Source organism: Bradyrhizobium sp. USDA 3364 (assembly GCF_054056355.1).
In genome coordinates, this window is the sequence record NZ_JBSRYG010000002.1 from 1,929,280 (window position 1) to 1,947,399 (window position 18,120).

Sequence of the window (18,120 nt, forward strand, 5' to 3'; positions counted from 1 at the left end):
CGAATGTCGCTAATCGCGCCCCGTCGCGGTGATGACCGTCATCAGAATATAGCCTCTCGGCCCCGGTCCGGCGACCTAATAGTGGGGATCGCCGGGCTTGCCAAGCCAGTCCAACGGCTTTTGGTTTATTCCAAGGCAGGCACATCATCCGGCGCAAATACCGCAGCGCGAAACCGTTTCGCTTTGCTTTCGTTTTCTCGTTGTTTTCACGCTGGCCAGACGGTGTTTCGTGGTCTTTCCAGCTGAGAACGAGGCGTTGCGATGCACAAAGAGTGCCAGCGATCGGCTCGTACTGGCGCCAGACAACACCCAGAATGCCGGGTATGCATTTCCCGCTGAGGATGTGTCGTTGAGACAAGCTGCCGCGAGTTGACGCAGCGCCGCTGTGCCAAGCATGTCGTGCGCTACGGTGTTGCACGCGGACAAGCACCCATTGTGCTGCACACAAGCAGCTTCGATCGCACTCAACAGCCGATCGTCGAAGCTGGTAACTTCAATGCGCGACGACAGCGAATGTTCCGCAATGCCCGTTCGCGTGCGCCGACGATACGTGATTGATGATAACGCAATCAGCGCAAATCTCGCCCGAGCAACAACGCGACTTAGGCATCGCGATTTGGGCATCGCGATCAAAGCCGTTGTCCTGTGCAGCATTGCCGGAAATACTCGCACACGCATCGCGCGCGCCAAGATGATGCCGGGTGATGGCGCGATACGCCCGCCCCAAATGATCGCGCTGTCAGAGACGCGGCGTTCGATTGGAAGACATCACACTCCACTTCGAGCAATACGCGCCTAGCCGCGCGGCCCATGCGACACCATGCCTCGTCGGCGCAGCACCGCCGTTCGAGGACTGGTCTGCTCGATTTCCTGCCTATGCCTTGCCTATGCCTTGCCTATGCCTTGCCTATGCCTTGCCTATGCCCTGGCGCGGGCCTCGCCGGCGAGGCGCACCAGCATCTTGCGCAACTCGGTGCCGTTGCTGACGCGCTCGGGGAAATCGAGCCGCAGCGTGCTGCGGCCGGCCTGCATGTCCATGCCGCCGGGATCGCAGCCGGTGCAGAGCCAGTCGGCGCTCTCGGCGCCGAGCAGCCGGGTGGCGTAGAGATTCATCGCCTCGCGGTGATCCTCGTTCATGTGCGCCACCGCGCCCGGCTCGGCCTCCAGCAGGGCTTCGGCGCCGCCGAGATCGGTCAGGAATTGCGCGGGCTTGAGGTCGACGATGCGGCCGAACCCCGCAACCAGATGGGCGCCGCTCGGCCGAATCAGAAAGAACGAAAAATCCTTAAATTCCACAAAGGCTTCCGCCGACGGATGGGCGGCGAGATAGCGCCGTTGGACGAGCTCCCGCCCGGCGTCTGCGACCTCATCCGCCTGGCCGGCCAGCATGATCCGGGCCCCCTCCAGCGGATCGCCCTCGGCCCGCTCGTCCAGCATCAGCGACACCCTTCTGTCGGCCAGGATGTTCCTGGTGTGCAGCGCCAGCCGGGAAATCAGGAGGATCGGCGAGCCGTCGGGGTGGCTGGCCAGATTGACCAGGGAGCAATAGGGATCGCCGCTGACGGCCATCAGCGTGGCGAGCGCGCCCTGGCGGCTGCGGCGAAGCAGCGAGTGGGCGAGATGGGCAGGGTCAAAGTCGGCGGTCGGTTGCATGGGCCTCTCGGGTCATTTGAGGGCGAAATGGGCCGGTTCCCGGTGAAAAAAAGGGCCTTTTCTCATGGTCTCAGGGTGCTATATGGGGGTCCAACGCGTGGGTCGCAGAGCGTTTTTGCGGAACTCGGTCACACTTCAGCCCAGCTTGCATTGCTCGTTGACCGCGTTCGAAGCCCAATTCTACGGCGCGTCGCCAGAGTGCCCGCCGTTTAAGCCACTCTCATTGTGAAAGCAGCTCATGCCCACAATCGCCTTGGTCGACGACGACCGCAACATTCTCACTTCGGTCTCGATCGCGCTGGAAGCCGAAGGCTATCGCATCATGACCTACACGGACGGTGCGTCGGCGCTGGATGGGTTTCGCACGTCGCCGCCCGATCTCGCGATCCTCGATATCAAGATGCCGCGCATGGACGGCATGGAAACGCTGCGCCGGCTGCGCCAGAAGTCCGACCTGCCGGTGATCTTCCTCACCTCGAAGGATGAAGAGATCGACGAACTGTTCGGCCTGAAAATGGGCGCCGACGATTTCATCCGCAAGCCGTTCTCGCAGCGCCTGCTGGTCGAACGCGTCAAGGCCGTGCTCCGCCGCGGCCAGCCGAAGGACCCGACCGCCGCGCCGAAGGAGCCGGACGCCCGCGCGCTCGACCGCGGCCTGCTGCGGATGGACCCGGAGCGCCATACCTGCACCTGGAAGAACGAGCCGGTGACCCTCACCGTGACCGAATTCCTGATCCTGCAGGCGCTCGCCACCCGCCCCGGCGTCGTGAAGAGCCGCAACGCGCTGATGGACGCGGCCTATGACGACCAGGTCTATGTCGACGACCGCACCATCGACAGCCACATCAAGCGGCTGCGCAAGAAGTTCAAGGTGGTCGACGACGATTTCGAGATGATCGAGACTCTGTACGGCGTCGGCTATCGCTTCAAGGAAGCCTGATCTGCACTTCCCGGGCGGCTTGTTAACTGACAGGCAGCGCACGGCTGGGGTAAGGTCGGGCGACAGTCTGCTTCGCGGGACGACATCCATACCAACCGGCAGCTTTGCCAGTGCTTGATCGAACGCAGCTCGAGCAAGGCCAGAACACCGAGGACGCGTCACAGCTCCTCGATCATGAGGCCCTGTCCGACGACCTGGCGCAGAACAAGGGCTGGCGCCGCCCGCTCGGCTGGCTGCGCCGCGCCGGGCAGTTCTTCTTCGCGCTGTCGTTCTCGAGCCTGACGCGGCGCATCGTCTCGCTCAACCTTGCCGGCCTCGTCGCGCTGGTCGCCAGCATCCTCTATCTCTCGCAATTCCGTGCCGGCCTGATCGAGGCCCGCACCCAGAGCCTCCTGGTCTATGCCGAGATCATCTCGGAGGCGATCGCGGCCTCGGCCACCGTCGAAGGCAATACCGTCACCATCGATCCCGATCGCCTGCTCGACCTCAAGCCCGGCGAAAGTTATGGCCAGCCGGATGAATCGGCGGATTTCCCGATCAATCCCGAGCGGGTCGCGCCGGTCCTGCGCCGCCTGATCGCGCCGACCAAGACGCGGGCCCGCATCTTCGACCGCGATGGCGGGCTGATCCTCGACAGCCGCAACCTGTTCGCGCGCGGCGACGTGCTGCGCATGGAGCTGCCGCCGCCGTCGGAGAAGCCGTCGCTGTATGAGAAGACCAAGGCCACGATCAAGACCTGGATGAACCGCGGCGACCTGCCGATCTACCGCGAGCTCGGGCCCGAAGGCGGCAGGGGCTATTCCGAAGTCGCGCAATCGCTCGAGGGCATGAAAGGCAGCGCCGTGCGCGTCACCGAACGCGGCGCGATCATCGTGTCGGTTGCCGTTCCGGTGCAGCATTTCCGCGCCGTGCGCGGCGCATTGATGCTGACCACCCAGGGCGACGACATCGACCAGCTGGTGATGTCCGAGCGCCTCGCCATCCTCAAGATCGGCGGGGTCGCCTCCGCCGTCATGATCATGCTGTCGCTGCTGCTCGCGAGCACGATCGCAGGCCCCGTGCGGCGGCTCGCCGACGGCGCCGAACGCGTCCGGCATCGCATCCAGACCCGCGTCGAGATTCCCGACTTCACCGGACGCCGCGACGAGATCGGCCATCTCTCCGGCGCGCTGCGCGACATGACCAACGCGCTCTACAGCCGCATCGAGGCGATCGAGATGTTCGCCGCCGATGTCGCCCACGAGCTGAAGAATCCGCTGACCTCGCTGCGCTCGGCGGTCGAGACGCTACCACTGGCGCGCAACGACAACAGCCGCGCGCGGCTGCTCGCCGTGATCGAGCATGACGTCAGGCGGCTCGACCGCCTGATCTCCGACATATCCGACGCGAGCCGGCTCGATGCCGAATTGCAGCGCCAGGACATGGCGCCGGTCGATCTGCGCCGACTGCTGACGACGCTGACCGGCGTCGCCAACGAAACCCGGCTCGGCCACGACGTCGCGGTCGAAGCCCGCTTCGAGGGCCGCGGACCGACCGACACGCTCTCGGTGCCCGGCCATGATTCGCGGCTCGGCCAGGTGATCTCGAACCTGCTGTCGAACGCGCAATCGTTCTCCAAGCCGGGCGACAAGGTGCGCATCGTCTGCCGCCGCAGCCGCGGCGAGGTCGAGATCGTGGTCGACGATGACGGGCCCGGCATCGGCGAGGACGCGCTGGAGCGGATCTTCGAGCGCTTCTACACCGACCGGCCACACCAGGGCTTTGGCCAGAACTCCGGCCTCGGGCTGTCGATCTCCAAGCAGATCATCGAAGCGCATGGCGGGCGCATCTGGGCCGAGAACCGTCCGGGCCCTGCGGATGAAGACGGCAAGCCAACCATCGTCGGCGCACGCTTCGTGGTCAGGCTGCCAACCCTATGAGTGACAATTCCAGCGTGCACGCATCCGCCGTTCTGGTCGGCGAGCGTGCGGTGCTGATCCGCGGCCCGTCGGGCGCCGGCAAGTCGCGTCTCGCCTTCGATCTGATTCTCGCAGGGCGCACCGGAGCGCTCCCGCCAGCCATTTTGGTTGGGGATGACCGTGTCCATCTCGACACAGCCGGCGAACAATTGTGGGTTCGCCCGGCCCGGCAATTGGCCGGCCTGATCGAGATCCGAGGCCTCGGAATCCGCCATTGTCCGTTCGCGGACGAGGCGCTGGTAGGTCTGATTGTCGACCTCGCCGCTGACGACGCCGCACGGCTGCCGCCGCCGGAAGCACTCACTGTCCGCCTTAATGGTGTTTCAGTACCGCGAATTCCCGTCCCTGCCGGCTTCCAACCCCTGCCGCTGGTTGTCGCTGCGCTGACGACAACCTGAAAGTTCATGTTCCCGTAATCTTGCGGCCAATTGTGGGAAGGGAATTGGTAACCATATCACCTCCACTATCGCGTCGGATTTTGCCGGCGCAGCCTCCCCTCTCTACCGCCAGGAACCGGGAGACTAGCCAAGATGCCCTCTTGCGCAGGGCCTCTGGATGGTCAAAGTGGCGCGTTCGTGCGGTGCACCAAAGGGCGCCCGCGAGGAGTTTCCGATGATTGGTCTAGTGCTGGTGACCCATGGGCGCCTTGCCGACGAGTTCAGAGCGGCGCTCGAACACGTCATGGGTCCGCAGAAACAAATTGAAGCGATTACGATCGGTGCGGAAGACGATTCCGATCTCTGTCGAAGCGACATCATCGAGGCGGTGAACCGCGTCGATAGCGGCGACGGCGTTGCGATCCTCACCGACATGTTCGGCGGCACGCCGTCGAACCTCGCGATCTCCTGCATGAGCCGCCCCAAGGTGGAAGTGCTCGCGGGCATCAATCTTCCCATGCTGGTCAAGCTTGCCAAGGTTCGCGAGGAGCGTTCGCTACCCGACGCGATTGCGATGGCCCAGGAAGCCGGCCGCAAATACGTCACCATCGCCAGCCGCGTTCTCGCAGGCAAATGAGCGGCGAGGCCCCGGGCGAGAACCAGGCAGGCCCGGGCGTGCCAGCGGGCGCCATTTCCCGTGAACTCCTGATCATCAACAAGCGTGGCCTGCATGCGCGGGCGTCGGCGAAATTCGTCCAGCTGGTCGAGCGCTTCAACGCCGAGGTCTGGGTGACGCGCGGCGGCGAAACCGTCGGCGGCACCTCGATCATGGGCCTGATGATGCTCGCCGCGGGGCCCGGCACCACGGTGGTGGTCTCCGCCAAGGGCGACGAGGCGCAGCAGGCGCTCGACGCCATCGCCGAGCTCGTTGCCAGCAAGTTCAACGAGGAAGGCACCTAAGTGCAGCCTCATCCTGAGAGGCCGTGATTTATCCGTCCCGTCATTGCGAGCGAAGCGAAGCAATCCATCGCGCGGCGGGTCCGGAGATGGATTGCTTCGTCGCTATGGCTCCTCGCAATGACGAGGTTGAGAGGATTTACAGCCCCCTGAGCGGAGGCTACTTCGCCGGCGGTACCAGATAGACCTTCCACGCCGTCGACGGTCCGGGATGGCCGTTGAAGAAGCGCATGGTGGTCATCACCAGCGGCTCGGCATCCTTGGCATGCTCCGCCATCCATGCCTCGCACGGCTTCAGGAACACCGGATCGGTGGTGTCGCAGATGCCGATGAAGCCGAGCCGCTTGGCTTCGTCGAGCGACGTCAGCCCCGACGACCATGCTTCGCCCGGCACCAGCGATGCCGGATGATCCGGACTGTAGAACGTCATCGGCTCGCCGATGTCGGACCGCGCGACGACCACGGCCCAGCGCGAATGGAATTTGGCCTGCCAGGTCTGGGTCAGCTCGCGCGCGAGCTCGGAGCGCGCGGCATAGGTCGAGCCGCCGGTATGGTTGGACGCGATCTCCTGCGTGGCGATGCTGGGCGCGACGATCAGCGTGACGATCGTAGCGACGAACCAGATCGCCGTGATCGCGAACAGCGCCATGCGCGGGAAGCGCAGCGAGGGGATCGCAACCAGCGCCAGCGGCACCAGGAAGAACAGCGGGATGCCCCAATCGGTCTTGATGTAGACGGTGAACGCCAGCGCGCCGAGCGGCGGCCCGATCGCGACGATCAGCTGGATGATCCAGACATTGAGCGCCTGCGGCAGGTTGACGGCTGGATTGGGTCCGCGCGACCAGATCCGTGCCAGCACGTCGGACGGCCGCCACGGCACCGACCCCAGCAGCAGCGCGACCAGGCCGAGCACGACGGGAACCGCGAGCAGCCCGAGATTGTGCATGATGTAGCCGATCACGAGCTGGACGTTGAGCTCGCGGCTCGACAGCGCGTAGACGTCGCCGGCATAGGTGAACGGCACGAAGTTCACCTCCTCCAGCCACACCAGATGCGGAATCATCGCCACCAGCATCGTGCCGATCGCAACCCACGGCGCCGGCGAGCGCAGGAACTGGGTCCGCTGCGGATGGATCAGCGCGGCAAGCCCGATGGCGCCGATCATCGTCACCACCCAGTATTTGGTCATCAGCGCCAGCATGCCGGCAAAGCCGAGCCAGAGCCCCGACTTGAAGCTGCGCTTCTCGAATGCGTTCAGATAGGCCAGCACCAGGAGCGGCAGCGGCACCAGCTGCGCGAGGTCGGCGTTGTACTTGAAGCCCTTGAAATTGAAGATCGGGTAGAGCGCGAGCATCACCACCATGAAGAACGCGCGGCGACGATCGACGACGCGCAGCGCGATCAGCCAGCACACCACCAGCGCGAAGCTGACGGTCGCCATCGCGAGCGCATAGGTCGACCAGTTGGTGACCGGGAAAATCCTGAACCAGACGCCTGCGATCCAGCCCGACAGCGGCGGATGCTTGCCATAGCCGAGCAGGAAGCGCTGGCCCCAGGCATAGGCCTCCGCGACGTCCATGTGGACGTCCTGCGCGGCCTTGAGCTTGACCAGGATCAGCGTCCACAGCACCGCGTGGACCAGCGCGAAGCTGATCACGAACCACAGGCTGGTCCGGGGATCGATGGCGCGCGAGGCGATCCAGGCCGCGATCCGGCGGATCGTCAGCCTGCGGGTGGTGCGCCGGGTGGCGGGGAGAATGGAAGCGGTCGACATGGCCTGGCCTGAGGCATGACCCCGGAAAAGTGGAGAATGGCTTTCCGGAGGGATCATACCGAGTGGAAGCGGAAGCGCGATGAGTGGTTGCTCACCAGCACTTCAGCGCGCTTTAGCGCGTTTTTGTGGCCAGTGAAATCAGCTTGGCGTGAGAACGCCTCAAGCCGGCCGATTCACTTGTCGAGAAGCTCCGGCCGGTACTCGAAATGCATGGGATCGTGGTGGTACCACTTGCCGCCCCAGATGAATCCGTGGCGCTCGAAGATGTCGACGATCTCTCGCGGCATCCGGTTCCTGTAGGGGATGGTTTTGCCCTTGCCTTCCCTTTTGCCCGCCCGCAGCCAGTAATCCGAGACCTTCAGGTTGAAGTCGATCGCGGCGGAGACCTGCTTGAGCCGCTCGGCGACCCCGTGTGGCAGTCGCCGTACATCTTCCTGAAGAAGGCCTCGTTGCGGAAGCGGCCGGGATCGACATTCGGAGCCGGCGGCGCCGATGGCCCGGACAGATAAGGCTGGTGCATCTGATCGAACGGCTTATCGGAGACGCCGTCATCGACCGGCATCACCGTGCCGTCGCGCCAGGTGATCGTGGTGTCGTCGCGCCCGGACAGCGCATCGGGATAGGCGCGCACCAGGCGGTCGAGCAGTTCGCCCTTGCTCTCAGCATGCGCAAGCGGCGGCAGCAGCGCCAGCAAGGCTACGATGCAGGCCGCTGCTCGCACCGCCATTCAGCGCTTTCCGGCCTGATCGATCAGCGCGACATTCGGTGTCGGTGGCGAAGCGCTAGGCGGCGGCAGGCTTGGCTGCTGCGGGATCACCGTCGCCGGCGGATCGGCGGTCGCGACCTGTGCCGGCATCTGCCGCAGCAGGAGGCCGACATCGACCATCGGGAAATCGACGTCGGCCTCGCGCACAGGATTCGCCGACACCGGCACCAGATCATTCGTGCCGCGCAGCTGGATGCCATGGCCGGCGTAGTACAACAGCGCGACGGCCGCCAGACCTGGCAGAAACATGCCCGAAAATCGATCACCGCGACCCCGTCGGAAATCCCTGGTGATTCGCCGTCACACCCCTGCAAAATACCGCAATATGGTTGCCCGCGCGGGGGTGCGGATGCTATCCCGCGCCCCATGACAACCGCCCCGATTTCGAACATCCGCAACTTCTCCATCGTCGCCCATATCGACCATGGCAAGTCGACCCTCGCCGACCGCCTGATCCAGATGACGGGCGGCCTGTCGGATCGCGAAATGGCGGGCAAGGAGCAGGTGCTCGACTCGATGGATATCGAGCGCGAGCGCGGCATCACCATCAAGGCGCAGACCGTGCGCCTCAACTACCGGGCCAAGGACGGCAAGGATTACATCTTCAATTTGATGGACACGCCCGGCCATGTCGACTTCGCCTACGAGGTCTCGCGGTCGCTGGCGGCCTGTGAGGGTTCCCTGCTGGTGGTCGACGCCAGCCAGGGCGTCGAGGCGCAGACGCTCGCCAACGTCTACCAGGCGCTCGACAACAATCACGAGATCGTGCCGGTCCTGAACAAGGTCGACCTGCCGGCGGCCGAGCCCGAGAAGGTCAAGCAGCAGATCGAGGACGTGATCGGCATCGACGCGTCGGATGCGGTGATGATCTCGGCCAAGACCGGCGTCGGCGTGCCCGACGTGCTGGAGGCGATCGTCACCCGGCTGCCGCCGCCGAAGGGCGACCGCGACGCGACCTTGAAGGCGCTGCTGGTCGACAGCTGGTACGACGTCTATCTCGGCGTGGTCGTGCTGATCCGCGTGGTCGACGGCGTGATGAAGAAGGGTAGCCGCATCCGCATGATGGGCACGGGCGCCGCCTACGACATCGAGCGCGTCGGCTTCTTCACCCCGAAGATGGAGCAGGTCGAGGAGCTCGGCCCCGGCGAGATCGGCTTCATCACCGCGGCGATCAAGGAAGTCGCCGACACGCGCGTCGGCGATACCATCACCGACGACAAGAAGCCGATCAGCGAGATGCTGCCGGGCTTCAAGCCGGCGATTCCGGTGGTGTTCTGCGGCCTGTTCCCGGTCGACGCCAACGATTTCGAGACGTTGCGTGCCGCGATGGGCAAGCTCAGGCTGAACGACGCCAGCTTCTCCTACGAGATGGAAACCTCGGCCGCGCTCGGCTTCGGCTTCCGCTGCGGCTTCCTCGGACTGCTGCATCTGGAGATCATCCAGGAGCGGCTGTCGCGCGAGTTCGATCTCAACCTGATCGCGACCGCGCCGAGCGTCATCTACAAGATGAAGCTGACCGACGGCACCGAGATCGAGATCCACAACCCGGTCGACATGCCCGACGTGGTCAAGATCGCCGAGATCGAGGAGCCGTGGATCGAGGCCACGATCCTCACCCCTGACGAATATCTCGGCAGCGTCTTGAAGCTGTGCCAGGACCGCCGCGGCTCGCAGAAAGAGCTGACTTACGTCGGCTCCCGCGCGATGGTGAAATACGATTTGCCGCTCAACGAGGTGGTGTTCGATTTCTATGATCGCCTGAAGTCGGTGTCCAAGGGCTACGCCTCGTTCGACTATCATCTGACCGACTACAAGCCGGCCGATCTCGTGAAGATGCAGATCCTCGTCAACGCCGAGCCGGTCGACGCGCTGTCGATGCTGGTGCATCGCACCCGCGCCGAGGGCCGCGGCCGCGCCATGGTCGAGAAGATGAAGGAGCTGATCCCGCCGCACATGTTCCAGATCCCGATCCAGGCGGCGATCGGCGGCAAGGTGATCGCGCGCGAAACCGTCCGCGCGCTGCGCAAGGACGTCACCGCGAAGTGCTACGGCGGCGACATCACGCGCAAGCGGAAGCTTCTGGAGAAGCAGAAGGAAGGCAAGAAGAAGATGCGGCAGTTCGGCAAGGTCGACATCCCGCAGGAAGCCTTTATTGCCGCGCTGAAGGTGGACAGCTGAGGCGTCGATCAGCCGCGTCGAGCGTGACGCGGCTGGTCTGATCCGCGCGGTTCGGGGCCCGGCGACAAAAAGTCGAAAACAACCCCATGCACAGGAGCCGTCAACAAGAAGGTGCGGCAGTTCGGCAAGGTCGATATGCCGCAGGAAGCCTTCATCGCCGCGCCCAAGGCGGATAGCTGAGGCGACGGCCTTCGGGCGAGTTGCCGGTTGTTGTCCCAGCAACAAAACGCACCATGATTTGAATCGCCATCGCACGGCGGCCCGACTAGACTCGGGTCATGTTGCGCATCTTGTCCCTCCTCGTCGTCATCCTCGCATTGCTGCAGCCGGACCCGAGCTCGGCCGCGTCCTCGAAGAAGCGGCAGACCGCCCGCTGGCACGGCTATGGCTTCCTGCCCGGCTACCGCCAGCCGCGCAACGAAACCATTCCGGTGTTCGGCCCGCGCGGCGCCGCGCGCGGCCGGCCGGACTACGCTCCGCAATACTGGTACGGCGGCGATTGGTATTATTTCGGCCGCCCCGGCTTCTACCGCGGCCGCTACAATGGCGGCAGTTTCGGTCCGTGCTGGACCTGGACGCCGATCGGCCGGGCCTGGCAGTGCGGCTAGCCTGAATCCGACCGCGGCGTTTCCGCGCGGTCCGAAGCTCTGCGTGATGTGAGCTCACATCGCGCCGAGCCATGCGCGCTGCGATATCCACGCAGCGAGCAGGCGCGCTTGCCGATAGCGAACGGATGCGCCACCATCCCCTCAAGCGCGGGCCAGCAAAATCAAAACCGCGCAGGCAGGGAAACGCATGAGCAAGGCCGCGCGGTTCGATTATGGCTGGGTCGTCGTCGGCGCGGGCGCGCTGATGACCTGCGTCGGCTTCGGCACCATGTTGTCGCTCGCGGTGTTCCTGCAGCCGATCTCGGATGCGATGGGCTGGTCACGCGCCGGCATCTCGGCGGCGGCGACGCTGGATTTCCTCTGCATGGGTTTTGCGGCGTTCGCCTGGGGCGCGCTGTCCGACCGCTTCGGCACCCGCATCGTGGTGCTGGCCGGCAGCCTTTTGCTCGGGCTTGGCCTCGTGACGGCAAGCCAGGCGCAAAGCCTGTGGCAATTCCAGCTCTGCTTCGGCGTGCTGATCGGGATCGCCGCCGGCAGCTTCTATGCGCCGATGATGGCGCTGGCGAGCGCCTGGATCGACAAGCATCGCAGCCTCGCCGTCGCGCTGGTGTCGGCCGGCATGGGCGTGTCGCCGCTGACGGTCGCGCCATCGGCGAGCTGGCTGATCACGGCCTATGACTGGCGCTTCGCGATGCTCGTGATCGGCATCGCCGCATGGGCGCTCTTGATCCCCGCATCGTTCCTGGTGCGCCCGGCGCCGCAGGGATCGAACGTCGCGATAGCAACGGCTGCGAACGCGCCGCAAGCCGAATGGACCGTGGCGCAGGCGCTGCGCACGCCGCAATTCATCACGCTGGCGCTGGCCCATTTCGCCTGCTGCGCGGCGCATTCCGGGCCGATCTTCCACATGGTGTCCTACGCCATGGTCTGCGGCATCGCGCCGCTCACCGCGGTCACGGTCTACAGCCTCGCCGGCTTCTCCGGGCTCGGCGGCCGCCTGCTGCTCGGCGTGCTGGCAGACCGGCTCGGCGCCAAGCCGGTTTTGGTCGGCGGCCTGCTGGTGCAGGCGCTGTCGATCGCGACATATCTGGCGGTGGCGCAGCTCGGCGAGTTCTACGCGCTGTCTGTGGTGTTCGGCCTCGCCTATGGCGGCGTGATGCCGCTCTATGCCGTGCTGGTCCGCGAGTTCTTCGGCGCGCGTATCATGGGCACCGTGTTCGGCGCGGTGTCGGCCTTTGCGAGCCTCGGCATGGCGCTCGGGCCGTGGGCCGGCGGTTATGTGTTCGACACGTTCCATGGCTATACGTGGCTGCACGCCGGTTCCTTCGCGATCGGCCTCGCCGCGGTCGCCGTAGCGCTGAGCTTCTCGACCAAGCGGCAGCCATCGCTCGATCTCGGCCGCGCCGCCGCCTGAACGCGGATGCATTCGCCGCACTCGCGCGTCAGTGATGGATAGCTGACCGGCGCCGTCCCGCCTTGCCCTCGCCTGCCGGATGGGTCACCATCGCGCGCGCCCCAACAAGAATGTCAGAGCGGGCCGAGGAAAAGCATGAACAAGCCGCAGGGAGTAGACCTTGTCGAGCGGGCGCGCGCGCTGGCGCCGCTGATCATTGCTGAAGCCGACGAGATCGAACGGGCGCGGCGGCTGACGCCTTCCGTCACATCAGCCCTGGTCGAGAACGGGCTGTATCGCGCGCTACTGCCGAAGCGCTTCGGCGGCGCGGAGGCGACGCTGGACGCCTTCATGCAGATGCAGGAGGAGATCGCCAAGGCCGACGCGTCGACCGCCTGGTGCCTCGGCCAGTGCAGCGTCTGCGCGATGACCGCAGCCTATCTCGAGCCCGACGTGGCCAACGAGATCTTCAACACCGCGCCCGGTATCCTGGCCTGGGGCGCGATCGCCCATGAGGTCCGCGCCGAACCGGGCGGCTATCGCGCCAGCGCGCGCTGGGATTTCGCATCGGGCTCGCGGCAGGCGAGTTGGCTCGGCGCCCACGTTCGCGTCGTCGAGGCGGACGGCTCGCCGCGCAAGAAGGCCGACGGCTCGCCGGAGATCCGCACCATCCTCTTCCCGATGTCCCAGGCTGTGATGTACGACGTCTGGGACGTGATCGGCCTGAAGGGCACCGGCACCGATTCCTATTCGGTCGACAACCTCTTCATTCCGGAAAAGTTCGCCGCGCTGCGCGACGATCCCGCCGCGTGCCGCGAGGGAGGACCGCTCTACAAGCTCTCCACCAACATGGTGTTCAGCATGGGCTTTGCCGCGACCGCGCTCGGCGTCGCGCGCGCCATGCTGGATGCGGCGACCGAGCTTGCGCGCGGCAAGACCCCGCAAGGCCTGAAGGCGATGCGCGACAACAACGCCGTGCAGGGCCAGATCGGCCGCACCGAGGCGAGCCTGCGCGCCGCCCGCGCCTACCTCTACGCGACCGCCCACGACGTCTGGAGCGATCTCGTCCGCGGTGACCCGATCACCGAAGCGCATCGGGTCGCGATCCGCATCGCCTCGACCTGGACCATCCACCAGTCGGCCGCCGTGGTCGACATCGCCTATCACATGGCGGGGGCAACGGCGGTGTTCGCGAAGAACCCGTTCGAGCGACGGTTTCGCGACATGCACGCGATCGCGCAGCAGATCCAGGCCCGCGACACGCAGTATGAGGACGCCGGCAAGGCGATCCTGGCGGGCAATCTCGCAGCGCCGCCGACCGCGCGCTAAAGCATGATCCGGAAAAGCGCGAAGCGGTTTTCCGGAAAGATCATGCTTAAAGAAGAAGCCAAGGCGCGATGAAGTCAGATTGAATCCGGGCGCGGGCCCATAGCCGCCATATCGGCTGCGCCTCTTAAAATCTGAGATCGCCGGGTGATTACGGCATGTCGGCTTTGGGCCACGGTCATTTGGGCTTTGCGAGCAGGTCGTCCAATCGCGGTGCATCCCATAGCGGAGCCCATTCACCAACGCCATCTCGCTGAACTTCCACGCGGAGAAGTACGAAGTCGTATCCGCCGAACCGGTACGTATAGCGCTCACGCGTGACGTTCGACACGTCCGACGTAGTCTCAGCTCTAAAGAGGCTGGTCTGTCGATCCCAGTTCATGAAGCCTGGAGCGTCGTCGGATGTACCGATGCCGTCTGGATATGCGAGGAGCGGGAATTTGACAAGGAATGGTTTCCTCGGGTTCGACAGGTCGAACGCGCGTTGGGTCGACTTCAACGGTCCATAACAAGTGACGAGAGCGAGACGCCTGTTCGCAATACGGAGGAAATGAACCGGCGCGATCTTGAGACCTTCCTTGTACTTGCAACTGGATTGATCGGCTGCAAGTTTCAGAAAACTCGGCACCAGTTCAGGGTCCGAAACTTCGAACTCGGTTCGCCCCCGAGCGAGGCTAGACCACTCTCGACGAGGATCTTCCGAGCCGCCCACTTCTGATTGGTCCTGCGGAATTCCTGGCGTGAGGAATGTAAGGAGGAACAGGCTGACGAGGATAACCTTGGTGAGGATAGCTTTGATGGCGGGCATGCCGATACTCTACTAGAACGGGTAGCGCTGCAACAGAGCCCCACCCGCCGTGTCCGGACGACGCTCCGCGTCGCTCGGCGCGCGTCGGCCCAAGAGCGAGCTTCGCTCGTCTCGACCCCGCAGGCGGGGGAGGCGAAACGAGTTTGCCGTCCGACTGATATTACCCGATCTCATCGCGCTTCCGCGCATGGTACAAAAGTAGGCACCTGCGGCCATGGGCCCGGCGCGAATTTCGGCGGCGCAACACCCGGTTGTTAAGCTTTTTCTGAGACCTTGCGGACGGCGCTAATGCCTGGAGTTCCGCTGGTACCATGTTCACGCTTCGATCGATTGCCGCCCGCCTGATCCTGGCGATTTCACTGACCGTCGCGGTCGCCTGCGCGATCCTCGGCGGCTTCTCCATCAGCCAGCAGCGGGCGCTGACCCGGCTCGCGCTCGATCAGCAGCTCAAGCTGCAATATGACAGCGTGATTGCAGCCATCGACTATGAAGGCCGCGCGGCGCTCGCGGTCTCTGCCGTGATCGCCGCCCTGCCGCCGGTCGAAGACGCGATCGCCAAGGGCGACCGCGACGGCCTCGGCAAGCTGCTCGGCGGCTCCTGGGCGGCGATGAAGGCACGGGGCATCCCGCTGATCTCGTTCTGGCAGGCGCCGGCGACGAGCTTCTACCGGGTCCACGCGCCGAAAACCTTCGGCGACGACGCCTCGACGCGGCGCACGACGGTGGTGGAATCGATCAAGGCCGGCAAGCCGATCGTCGGCGTCGAGCCCGGCCGCGAGGCGCTGTCGATCTTCGGCATGACCCCGGTGATGCGCGACGGCAAGACGCTGGGCAATGTCGACATCGGCGTCGCCTTCGGCAAGGAGTTCGTCGACCGCGCCAAGAAGCGCTTCGGCATCGACCTCGCCGTGCATTCCTTCGACGGTCAGAGCTTCAAGCGGCTGTCCTCGACCTTCGGCGACACCGTGGTCGCGACCCAGGACGAGCTCAAGAGCGTGATGAATGGCGCCGCCGTGCTGCGCGACGCTGTTCTCGGCGGCCATGCCGTGGAGCTCTATCTCGGCCAGATCAAGAATTATGCCGGCGAACCGGTCGCCGTGCTCGAGATCATCAAGGACACCAGCGACTATGAAGCCGCTGCCGCGAGCGCGCAGCGCAACCTGATCCTCGGCGTGGTCGCGATCCTGGCCGCGGCCATCTTGCTCGCGTTCCTGCTCGGCCGCGGCCTGTCGCGGCCGCTCACCGCGATCACCGCGGTCATGAACCGGCTGTCCAGCGGCGACACCAGCGTCACGATCCCCGGCAGCGAGCGCCGCGACGAGCTCGGCACCATGGCCAAGGCGGTCGACGTGTTCCGCCGCAGCATGATCGAAACCTCCTCGCTCCGCGAGGCGCAGGAAGCCGACAAGGTGAAGGCGGCGGCCGACAAGCAGGCGCTGCAACGGCAGATGGCCGACCGCTTCGAAGCCGACGTCAAGGATATGGTCGCCGCCGTGGCGCGGTCGTCGGGCGACATGCAGCGCGTCGCCAACGAGATCACGACCAGCGTCAACGGTACCTCCGAGCGGACCTCGGCGGCGGCCGCCGCCTCCGACGAGGCGGCCGCCAGCGTCAATGCGGTCGCCGCGGCGACCGAGGAGCTGGCGTCCTCGATCACCGAGATCGGCCGCCAGGTCACCCATTCCAGCCGCGTCGCCGACAATGCGGTGGCGAAGGCCGCGGAGACCACCGAGATGGTGACAAGCCTCGCCGCATCCGCGGAGAAGATCGGCGACGTGCTGCGCCTGATCAGCGCGATCGCGAGTCAGACCAATCTGCTGGCGCTCAACGCCACCATCGAGGCCGCGCGCGCCGGCGAGGCCGGCCGCGGCTTTGCCGTGGTCGCAGCCGAGGTGAAGGAATTGGCGAGCCAGACCGCGAAGGCGACCGACGAGATCGCCGGCCAGGTCGGAGCTATTCAATCCGCCACCGGCAATTGCGTCAGCGCGATCGGCGACATCAGCGGCACCATCCGCGAGATCTCGGGCATCGCCACCGCGATTGCCGCTGCGGTCGAGCAGCAGGATTCGGCGACGCGGGAGATCGCCCGCAGCGTGCAGCAGGCGTCCGCCGGGACCGGCGAAGTCTCCGCCAATATCGCGGGCGCGAGCGACGCCGCCGGCCAATCCCGCGCCCTCACCGGCAATGTGCTGGAGACCTCCGGCCAGCTCGGTGACCACGCCTCCGCGCTGTCGCGCAGCGTCGACACGTTCCTCGCCGGCCTGCGCAACGCCGCTTAGTTCTAGGCCGCCTAGCCCTACTGCGTCACAGGCACCATAACCCATCCGTCACCCTGAGGTGGCCGCTTCTTCAGCGGCCCTCGAAGGGTCGACGGCCCGGCTGGTGGCCGATTCATCCTTCGAGGCTCGCTACGCGAGCTCAGGATGACGGGTCAAGAAGCGTGATCACGGCCAGGGCAACACGGGCGGCGGCGCCGATCGCTCCGCCTTGTCGTCCGGCCCTGATTCGGGCCGTCCCCATTCGCTCATGAACGGCATCTTCAGCAATCCGCGCAGCGACTGCTTCTCGGCATCGTCAAAACCGTCGAGACCGTAGCGCAACTCCGCGAAGCGCGGACCGCGATTGTAGGTGCCGCCGAGCCGGTCCCAGATCGACAGCAGGTTCGAGTAATTGCTGTCGGTCTCCGGCTGGTGACGCGAATGATGCATCTTGTGCATGTTCGGCGTCACGAACAGCAGCCGCAGCCAGCGATCGAGTCGCTCCGGCAGGCGGATGTTGGCGTGCTCGAACTGCGCTTTCAGCGCCGACAGCGTCAGATAGGTCACCAGCACCCAGGCCGGCACGCCGAACACGACCGCGCCGGCGATGTGCCAGCCGATCCGCCACAGCGTCTCGCCGGGATGCTCGCGGAACGCGGTGGTGACGTCGACGAAGCGGTCGGCATGGTGCATGCGATGGAAGCGCCACATCCAGCCGAGCTTGTGCATCGAGACGTGGGCGAAGTAGGTGAACAGGTCGAGCCCGATCAAGCCGAGCAGCAGCCGGTTCAGCGGCGACAGGCCGAGCCAGTGCGACAGGCCGAATTTCGCGTCCCACGTCCATTGCGTCGCCCATGGCGAAAGCGGGCTGAGCAGAAGATTCACGGCGACGAAGATCACCGTGATGACGACGTTGCGGCCGATATTGCGCATCCGGTCGCCGCGGCCGTAGCTGAAGAGCGGAAACGCCGCCTCAAACAGCAGCACGATCGCGAAACTCGCGAGCAGGAACGCGATGCGCGCGCCGATCGACGGCAGCTCGACATTGGCGGTTTCGCCTGCACCCGGATGCCACAACAGCTTTACAAAACTGATCATGCCGACGGCTCCCTCTCTTTACAAAA

Annotated in this window: 18 protein-coding genes; 10 read left to right on the forward strand and 8 right to left on the reverse strand. The window is 65.3% G+C overall.

The annotated features are described in order from the left end of the window. Nucleotides 1-144 precede the first annotated feature (144 nt). Nucleotides 145-633, reverse strand: a complete 489-nt coding sequence (locus ACVILL_RS08950) for a hypothetical protein (protein ID WP_456728735.1) — start codon at nucleotides 631-633, stop codon at nucleotides 145-147. A gap of 285 nt (nucleotides 634-918) precedes the next feature. Beyond that, complete coding sequence (locus ACVILL_RS08955; protein WP_456728736.1) at nucleotides 919-1,653, reverse strand: HugZ family pyridoxamine 5'-phosphate oxidase; 735 nt, start codon at nucleotides 1,651-1,653, stop codon at nucleotides 919-921. A gap of 238 nt (nucleotides 1,654-1,891) precedes the next feature. Here ACVILL_RS08955 and ACVILL_RS08960 point away from each other — a divergent pair, with 238 nt between their 5' ends. From ACVILL_RS08960 to ACVILL_RS08980, 5 genes are all read left to right on the forward strand, one after another. Continuing rightward, nucleotides 1,892-2,593 (forward strand): response regulator transcription factor, encoded by a 702-nt coding sequence (locus ACVILL_RS08960; RefSeq protein WP_016843287.1) that lies wholly within the window; start codon nucleotides 1,892-1,894, stop codon nucleotides 2,591-2,593. A gap of 182 nt (nucleotides 2,594-2,775) precedes the next feature. Further along, on the forward strand, nucleotides 2,776-4,512 hold the full coding sequence (locus ACVILL_RS08965; protein ID WP_456734213.1) for a stimulus-sensing domain-containing protein: 1,737 nt from the start codon (nucleotides 2,776-2,778) through the stop codon (nucleotides 4,510-4,512). Further along, entirely contained in the window at nucleotides 4,509-4,949 is a 441-nt protein-coding gene (locus ACVILL_RS08970) for an HPr kinase/phosphorylase (protein ID WP_456728737.1), read from the forward strand. Before ACVILL_RS08965 ends, ACVILL_RS08970 begins: the two co-directional genes overlap by 4 nt. A gap of 214 nt (nucleotides 4,950-5,163) precedes the next feature. Further along, nucleotides 5,164-5,565 (forward strand): PTS sugar transporter subunit IIA, encoded by a 402-nt coding sequence (locus tag ACVILL_RS08975; protein WP_021076632.1) that lies wholly within the window; start codon nucleotides 5,164-5,166, stop codon nucleotides 5,563-5,565. Further along, nucleotides 5,562-5,888 (forward strand): HPr family phosphocarrier protein, encoded by a 327-nt coding sequence (locus ACVILL_RS08980; protein WP_456728738.1) that lies wholly within the window; start codon nucleotides 5,562-5,564, stop codon nucleotides 5,886-5,888. The genes ACVILL_RS08975 and ACVILL_RS08980 overlap by 4 nt, the downstream gene beginning before the upstream one ends. Nucleotides 5,889-6,045: 157 nt before the next feature. On the opposite strand, the gene ACVILL_RS08985 is transcribed toward ACVILL_RS08980, so the two are convergent. The 4 genes from ACVILL_RS08985 to ACVILL_RS09000 all read right to left on the reverse strand — a co-directional run bounded on the left by ACVILL_RS08985 (nucleotide 6,046) and on the right by ACVILL_RS09000 (nucleotide 8,674). Next, nucleotides 6,046-7,659, reverse strand: a complete 1,614-nt coding sequence (locus ACVILL_RS08985; RefSeq protein WP_456728739.1) for a glycosyltransferase family 39 protein — start codon at nucleotides 7,657-7,659, stop codon at nucleotides 6,046-6,048. Between the two features lie 173 nt (nucleotides 7,660-7,832). Beyond that, nucleotides 7,833-8,078: a M15 family metallopeptidase gene (locus ACVILL_RS08990; RefSeq protein WP_456734214.1), complete on the reverse strand. Its 246-nt coding sequence runs from the start codon at nucleotides 8,076-8,078 to the stop codon at nucleotides 7,833-7,835. Further along, complete coding sequence (locus ACVILL_RS08995; protein WP_456728740.1) at nucleotides 8,018-8,386, reverse strand: hypothetical protein; 369 nt, start codon at nucleotides 8,384-8,386, stop codon at nucleotides 8,018-8,020. Before ACVILL_RS08995 ends, ACVILL_RS08990 begins: the two co-directional genes overlap by 61 nt. Beyond that, nucleotides 8,387-8,674: a hypothetical protein gene (locus tag ACVILL_RS09000; RefSeq protein WP_456728741.1), complete on the reverse strand. Its 288-nt coding sequence runs from the start codon at nucleotides 8,672-8,674 to the stop codon at nucleotides 8,387-8,389. A gap of 117 nt (nucleotides 8,675-8,791) precedes the next feature. Between ACVILL_RS09000 and lepA the strand changes: the two genes are divergently transcribed. The 4 genes from lepA to ACVILL_RS09020 all read left to right on the forward strand — a co-directional run bounded on the left by lepA (nucleotide 8,792) and on the right by ACVILL_RS09020 (nucleotide 13,933). Next, on the forward strand, nucleotides 8,792-10,603 hold the full coding sequence (gene lepA, locus ACVILL_RS09005) for a translation elongation factor 4 (protein WP_456728742.1): 1,812 nt from the start codon (nucleotides 8,792-8,794) through the stop codon (nucleotides 10,601-10,603). A gap of 278 nt (nucleotides 10,604-10,881) precedes the next feature. Then, nucleotides 10,882-11,211 carry a hypothetical protein gene (locus ACVILL_RS09010; RefSeq protein WP_456728743.1) on the forward strand — a complete coding sequence of 110 codons (330 nt, stop codon included), beginning with the start codon at nucleotides 10,882-10,884 and terminating at the stop codon, nucleotides 11,209-11,211. Nucleotides 11,212-11,398: 187 nt separating this feature from the next. Beyond that, nucleotides 11,399-12,625 (forward strand): MFS transporter, encoded by a 1,227-nt coding sequence (locus ACVILL_RS09015; protein WP_456728744.1) that lies wholly within the window; start codon nucleotides 11,399-11,401, stop codon nucleotides 12,623-12,625. Between the two features lie 135 nt (nucleotides 12,626-12,760). Beyond that, a complete protein-coding gene (locus ACVILL_RS09020; protein ID WP_456728745.1) occupies nucleotides 12,761-13,933 on the forward strand; it encodes an acyl-CoA dehydrogenase family protein in 1,173 nt (390 codons plus the stop codon). Between the two features lie 175 nt (nucleotides 13,934-14,108). Here the strand turns inward: ACVILL_RS09020 and ACVILL_RS09025 are convergent, their stop codons facing one another. After that, on the reverse strand, nucleotides 14,109-14,738 hold the full coding sequence (locus ACVILL_RS09025) for a hypothetical protein (protein WP_456728746.1): 630 nt from the start codon (nucleotides 14,736-14,738) through the stop codon (nucleotides 14,109-14,111). A 311-nt stretch (nucleotides 14,739-15,049) separates the two neighbouring features. On the opposite strand from ACVILL_RS09025, the gene ACVILL_RS09030 reads away from it, so the two are divergent. Next, a complete protein-coding gene (locus ACVILL_RS09030; protein WP_456728747.1) occupies nucleotides 15,050-17,017 on the forward strand; it encodes a methyl-accepting chemotaxis protein in 1,968 nt (655 codons plus the stop codon). A gap of 165 nt (nucleotides 17,018-17,182) precedes the next feature. Here ACVILL_RS09030 and ACVILL_RS09035 read toward each other — a convergent pair whose 3' ends face one another. Beyond that, nucleotides 17,183-18,094 carry a sterol desaturase family protein gene (locus ACVILL_RS09035; protein ID WP_456728748.1) on the reverse strand — a complete coding sequence of 304 codons (912 nt, stop codon included), beginning with the start codon at nucleotides 18,092-18,094 and terminating at the stop codon, nucleotides 17,183-17,185. Between the last annotated feature and the right edge of the window lie 26 nt (nucleotides 18,095-18,120).

Coding starts and splice junctions, on each gene's coding strand:
- ACVILL_RS08955 (WP_456728736.1), bottom strand. CDS start 1,653: ATGCAACCGACCGCCGACTTTGACCCTGCCCATCTCGCCCACTCGCTG.
- ACVILL_RS08960 (WP_016843287.1), top strand. CDS start 1,892: ATGCCCACAATCGCCTTGGTCGACGACGACCGCAACATTCTCACTTCG.
- ACVILL_RS08970 (WP_456728737.1), top strand. CDS start 4,509: ATGAGTGACAATTCCAGCGTGCACGCATCCGCCGTTCTGGTCGGCGAG.
- ACVILL_RS08975 (WP_021076632.1), top strand. CDS start 5,164: ATGATTGGTCTAGTGCTGGTGACCCATGGGCGCCTTGCCGACGAGTTC.
- ACVILL_RS08980 (WP_456728738.1), top strand. CDS start 5,562: ATGAGCGGCGAGGCCCCGGGCGAGAACCAGGCAGGCCCGGGCGTGCCA.
- ACVILL_RS08985 (WP_456728739.1), bottom strand. CDS start 7,659: ATGTCGACCGCTTCCATTCTCCCCGCCACCCGGCGCACCACCCGCAGG.
- ACVILL_RS08995 (WP_456728740.1), bottom strand. CDS start 8,386: ATGGCGGTGCGAGCAGCGGCCTGCATCGTAGCCTTGCTGGCGCTGCTG.
- ACVILL_RS09000 (WP_456728741.1), bottom strand. CDS start 8,674: ATGTTTCTGCCAGGTCTGGCGGCCGTCGCGCTGTTGTACTACGCCGGC.
- lepA (WP_456728742.1), top strand. CDS start 8,792: ATGACAACCGCCCCGATTTCGAACATCCGCAACTTCTCCATCGTCGCC.
- ACVILL_RS09010 (WP_456728743.1), top strand. CDS start 10,882: ATGTTGCGCATCTTGTCCCTCCTCGTCGTCATCCTCGCATTGCTGCAG.
- ACVILL_RS09015 (WP_456728744.1), top strand. CDS start 11,399: ATGAGCAAGGCCGCGCGGTTCGATTATGGCTGGGTCGTCGTCGGCGCG.
- ACVILL_RS09020 (WP_456728745.1), top strand. CDS start 12,761: ATGAACAAGCCGCAGGGAGTAGACCTTGTCGAGCGGGCGCGCGCGCTG.
- ACVILL_RS09025 (WP_456728746.1), bottom strand. CDS start 14,738: ATGCCCGCCATCAAAGCTATCCTCACCAAGGTTATCCTCGTCAGCCTG.
- ACVILL_RS09030 (WP_456728747.1), top strand. CDS start 15,050: ATGTTCACGCTTCGATCGATTGCCGCCCGCCTGATCCTGGCGATTTCA.
- ACVILL_RS09035 (WP_456728748.1), bottom strand. CDS start 18,094: ATGATCAGTTTTGTAAAGCTGTTGTGGCATCCGGGTGCAGGCGAAACC.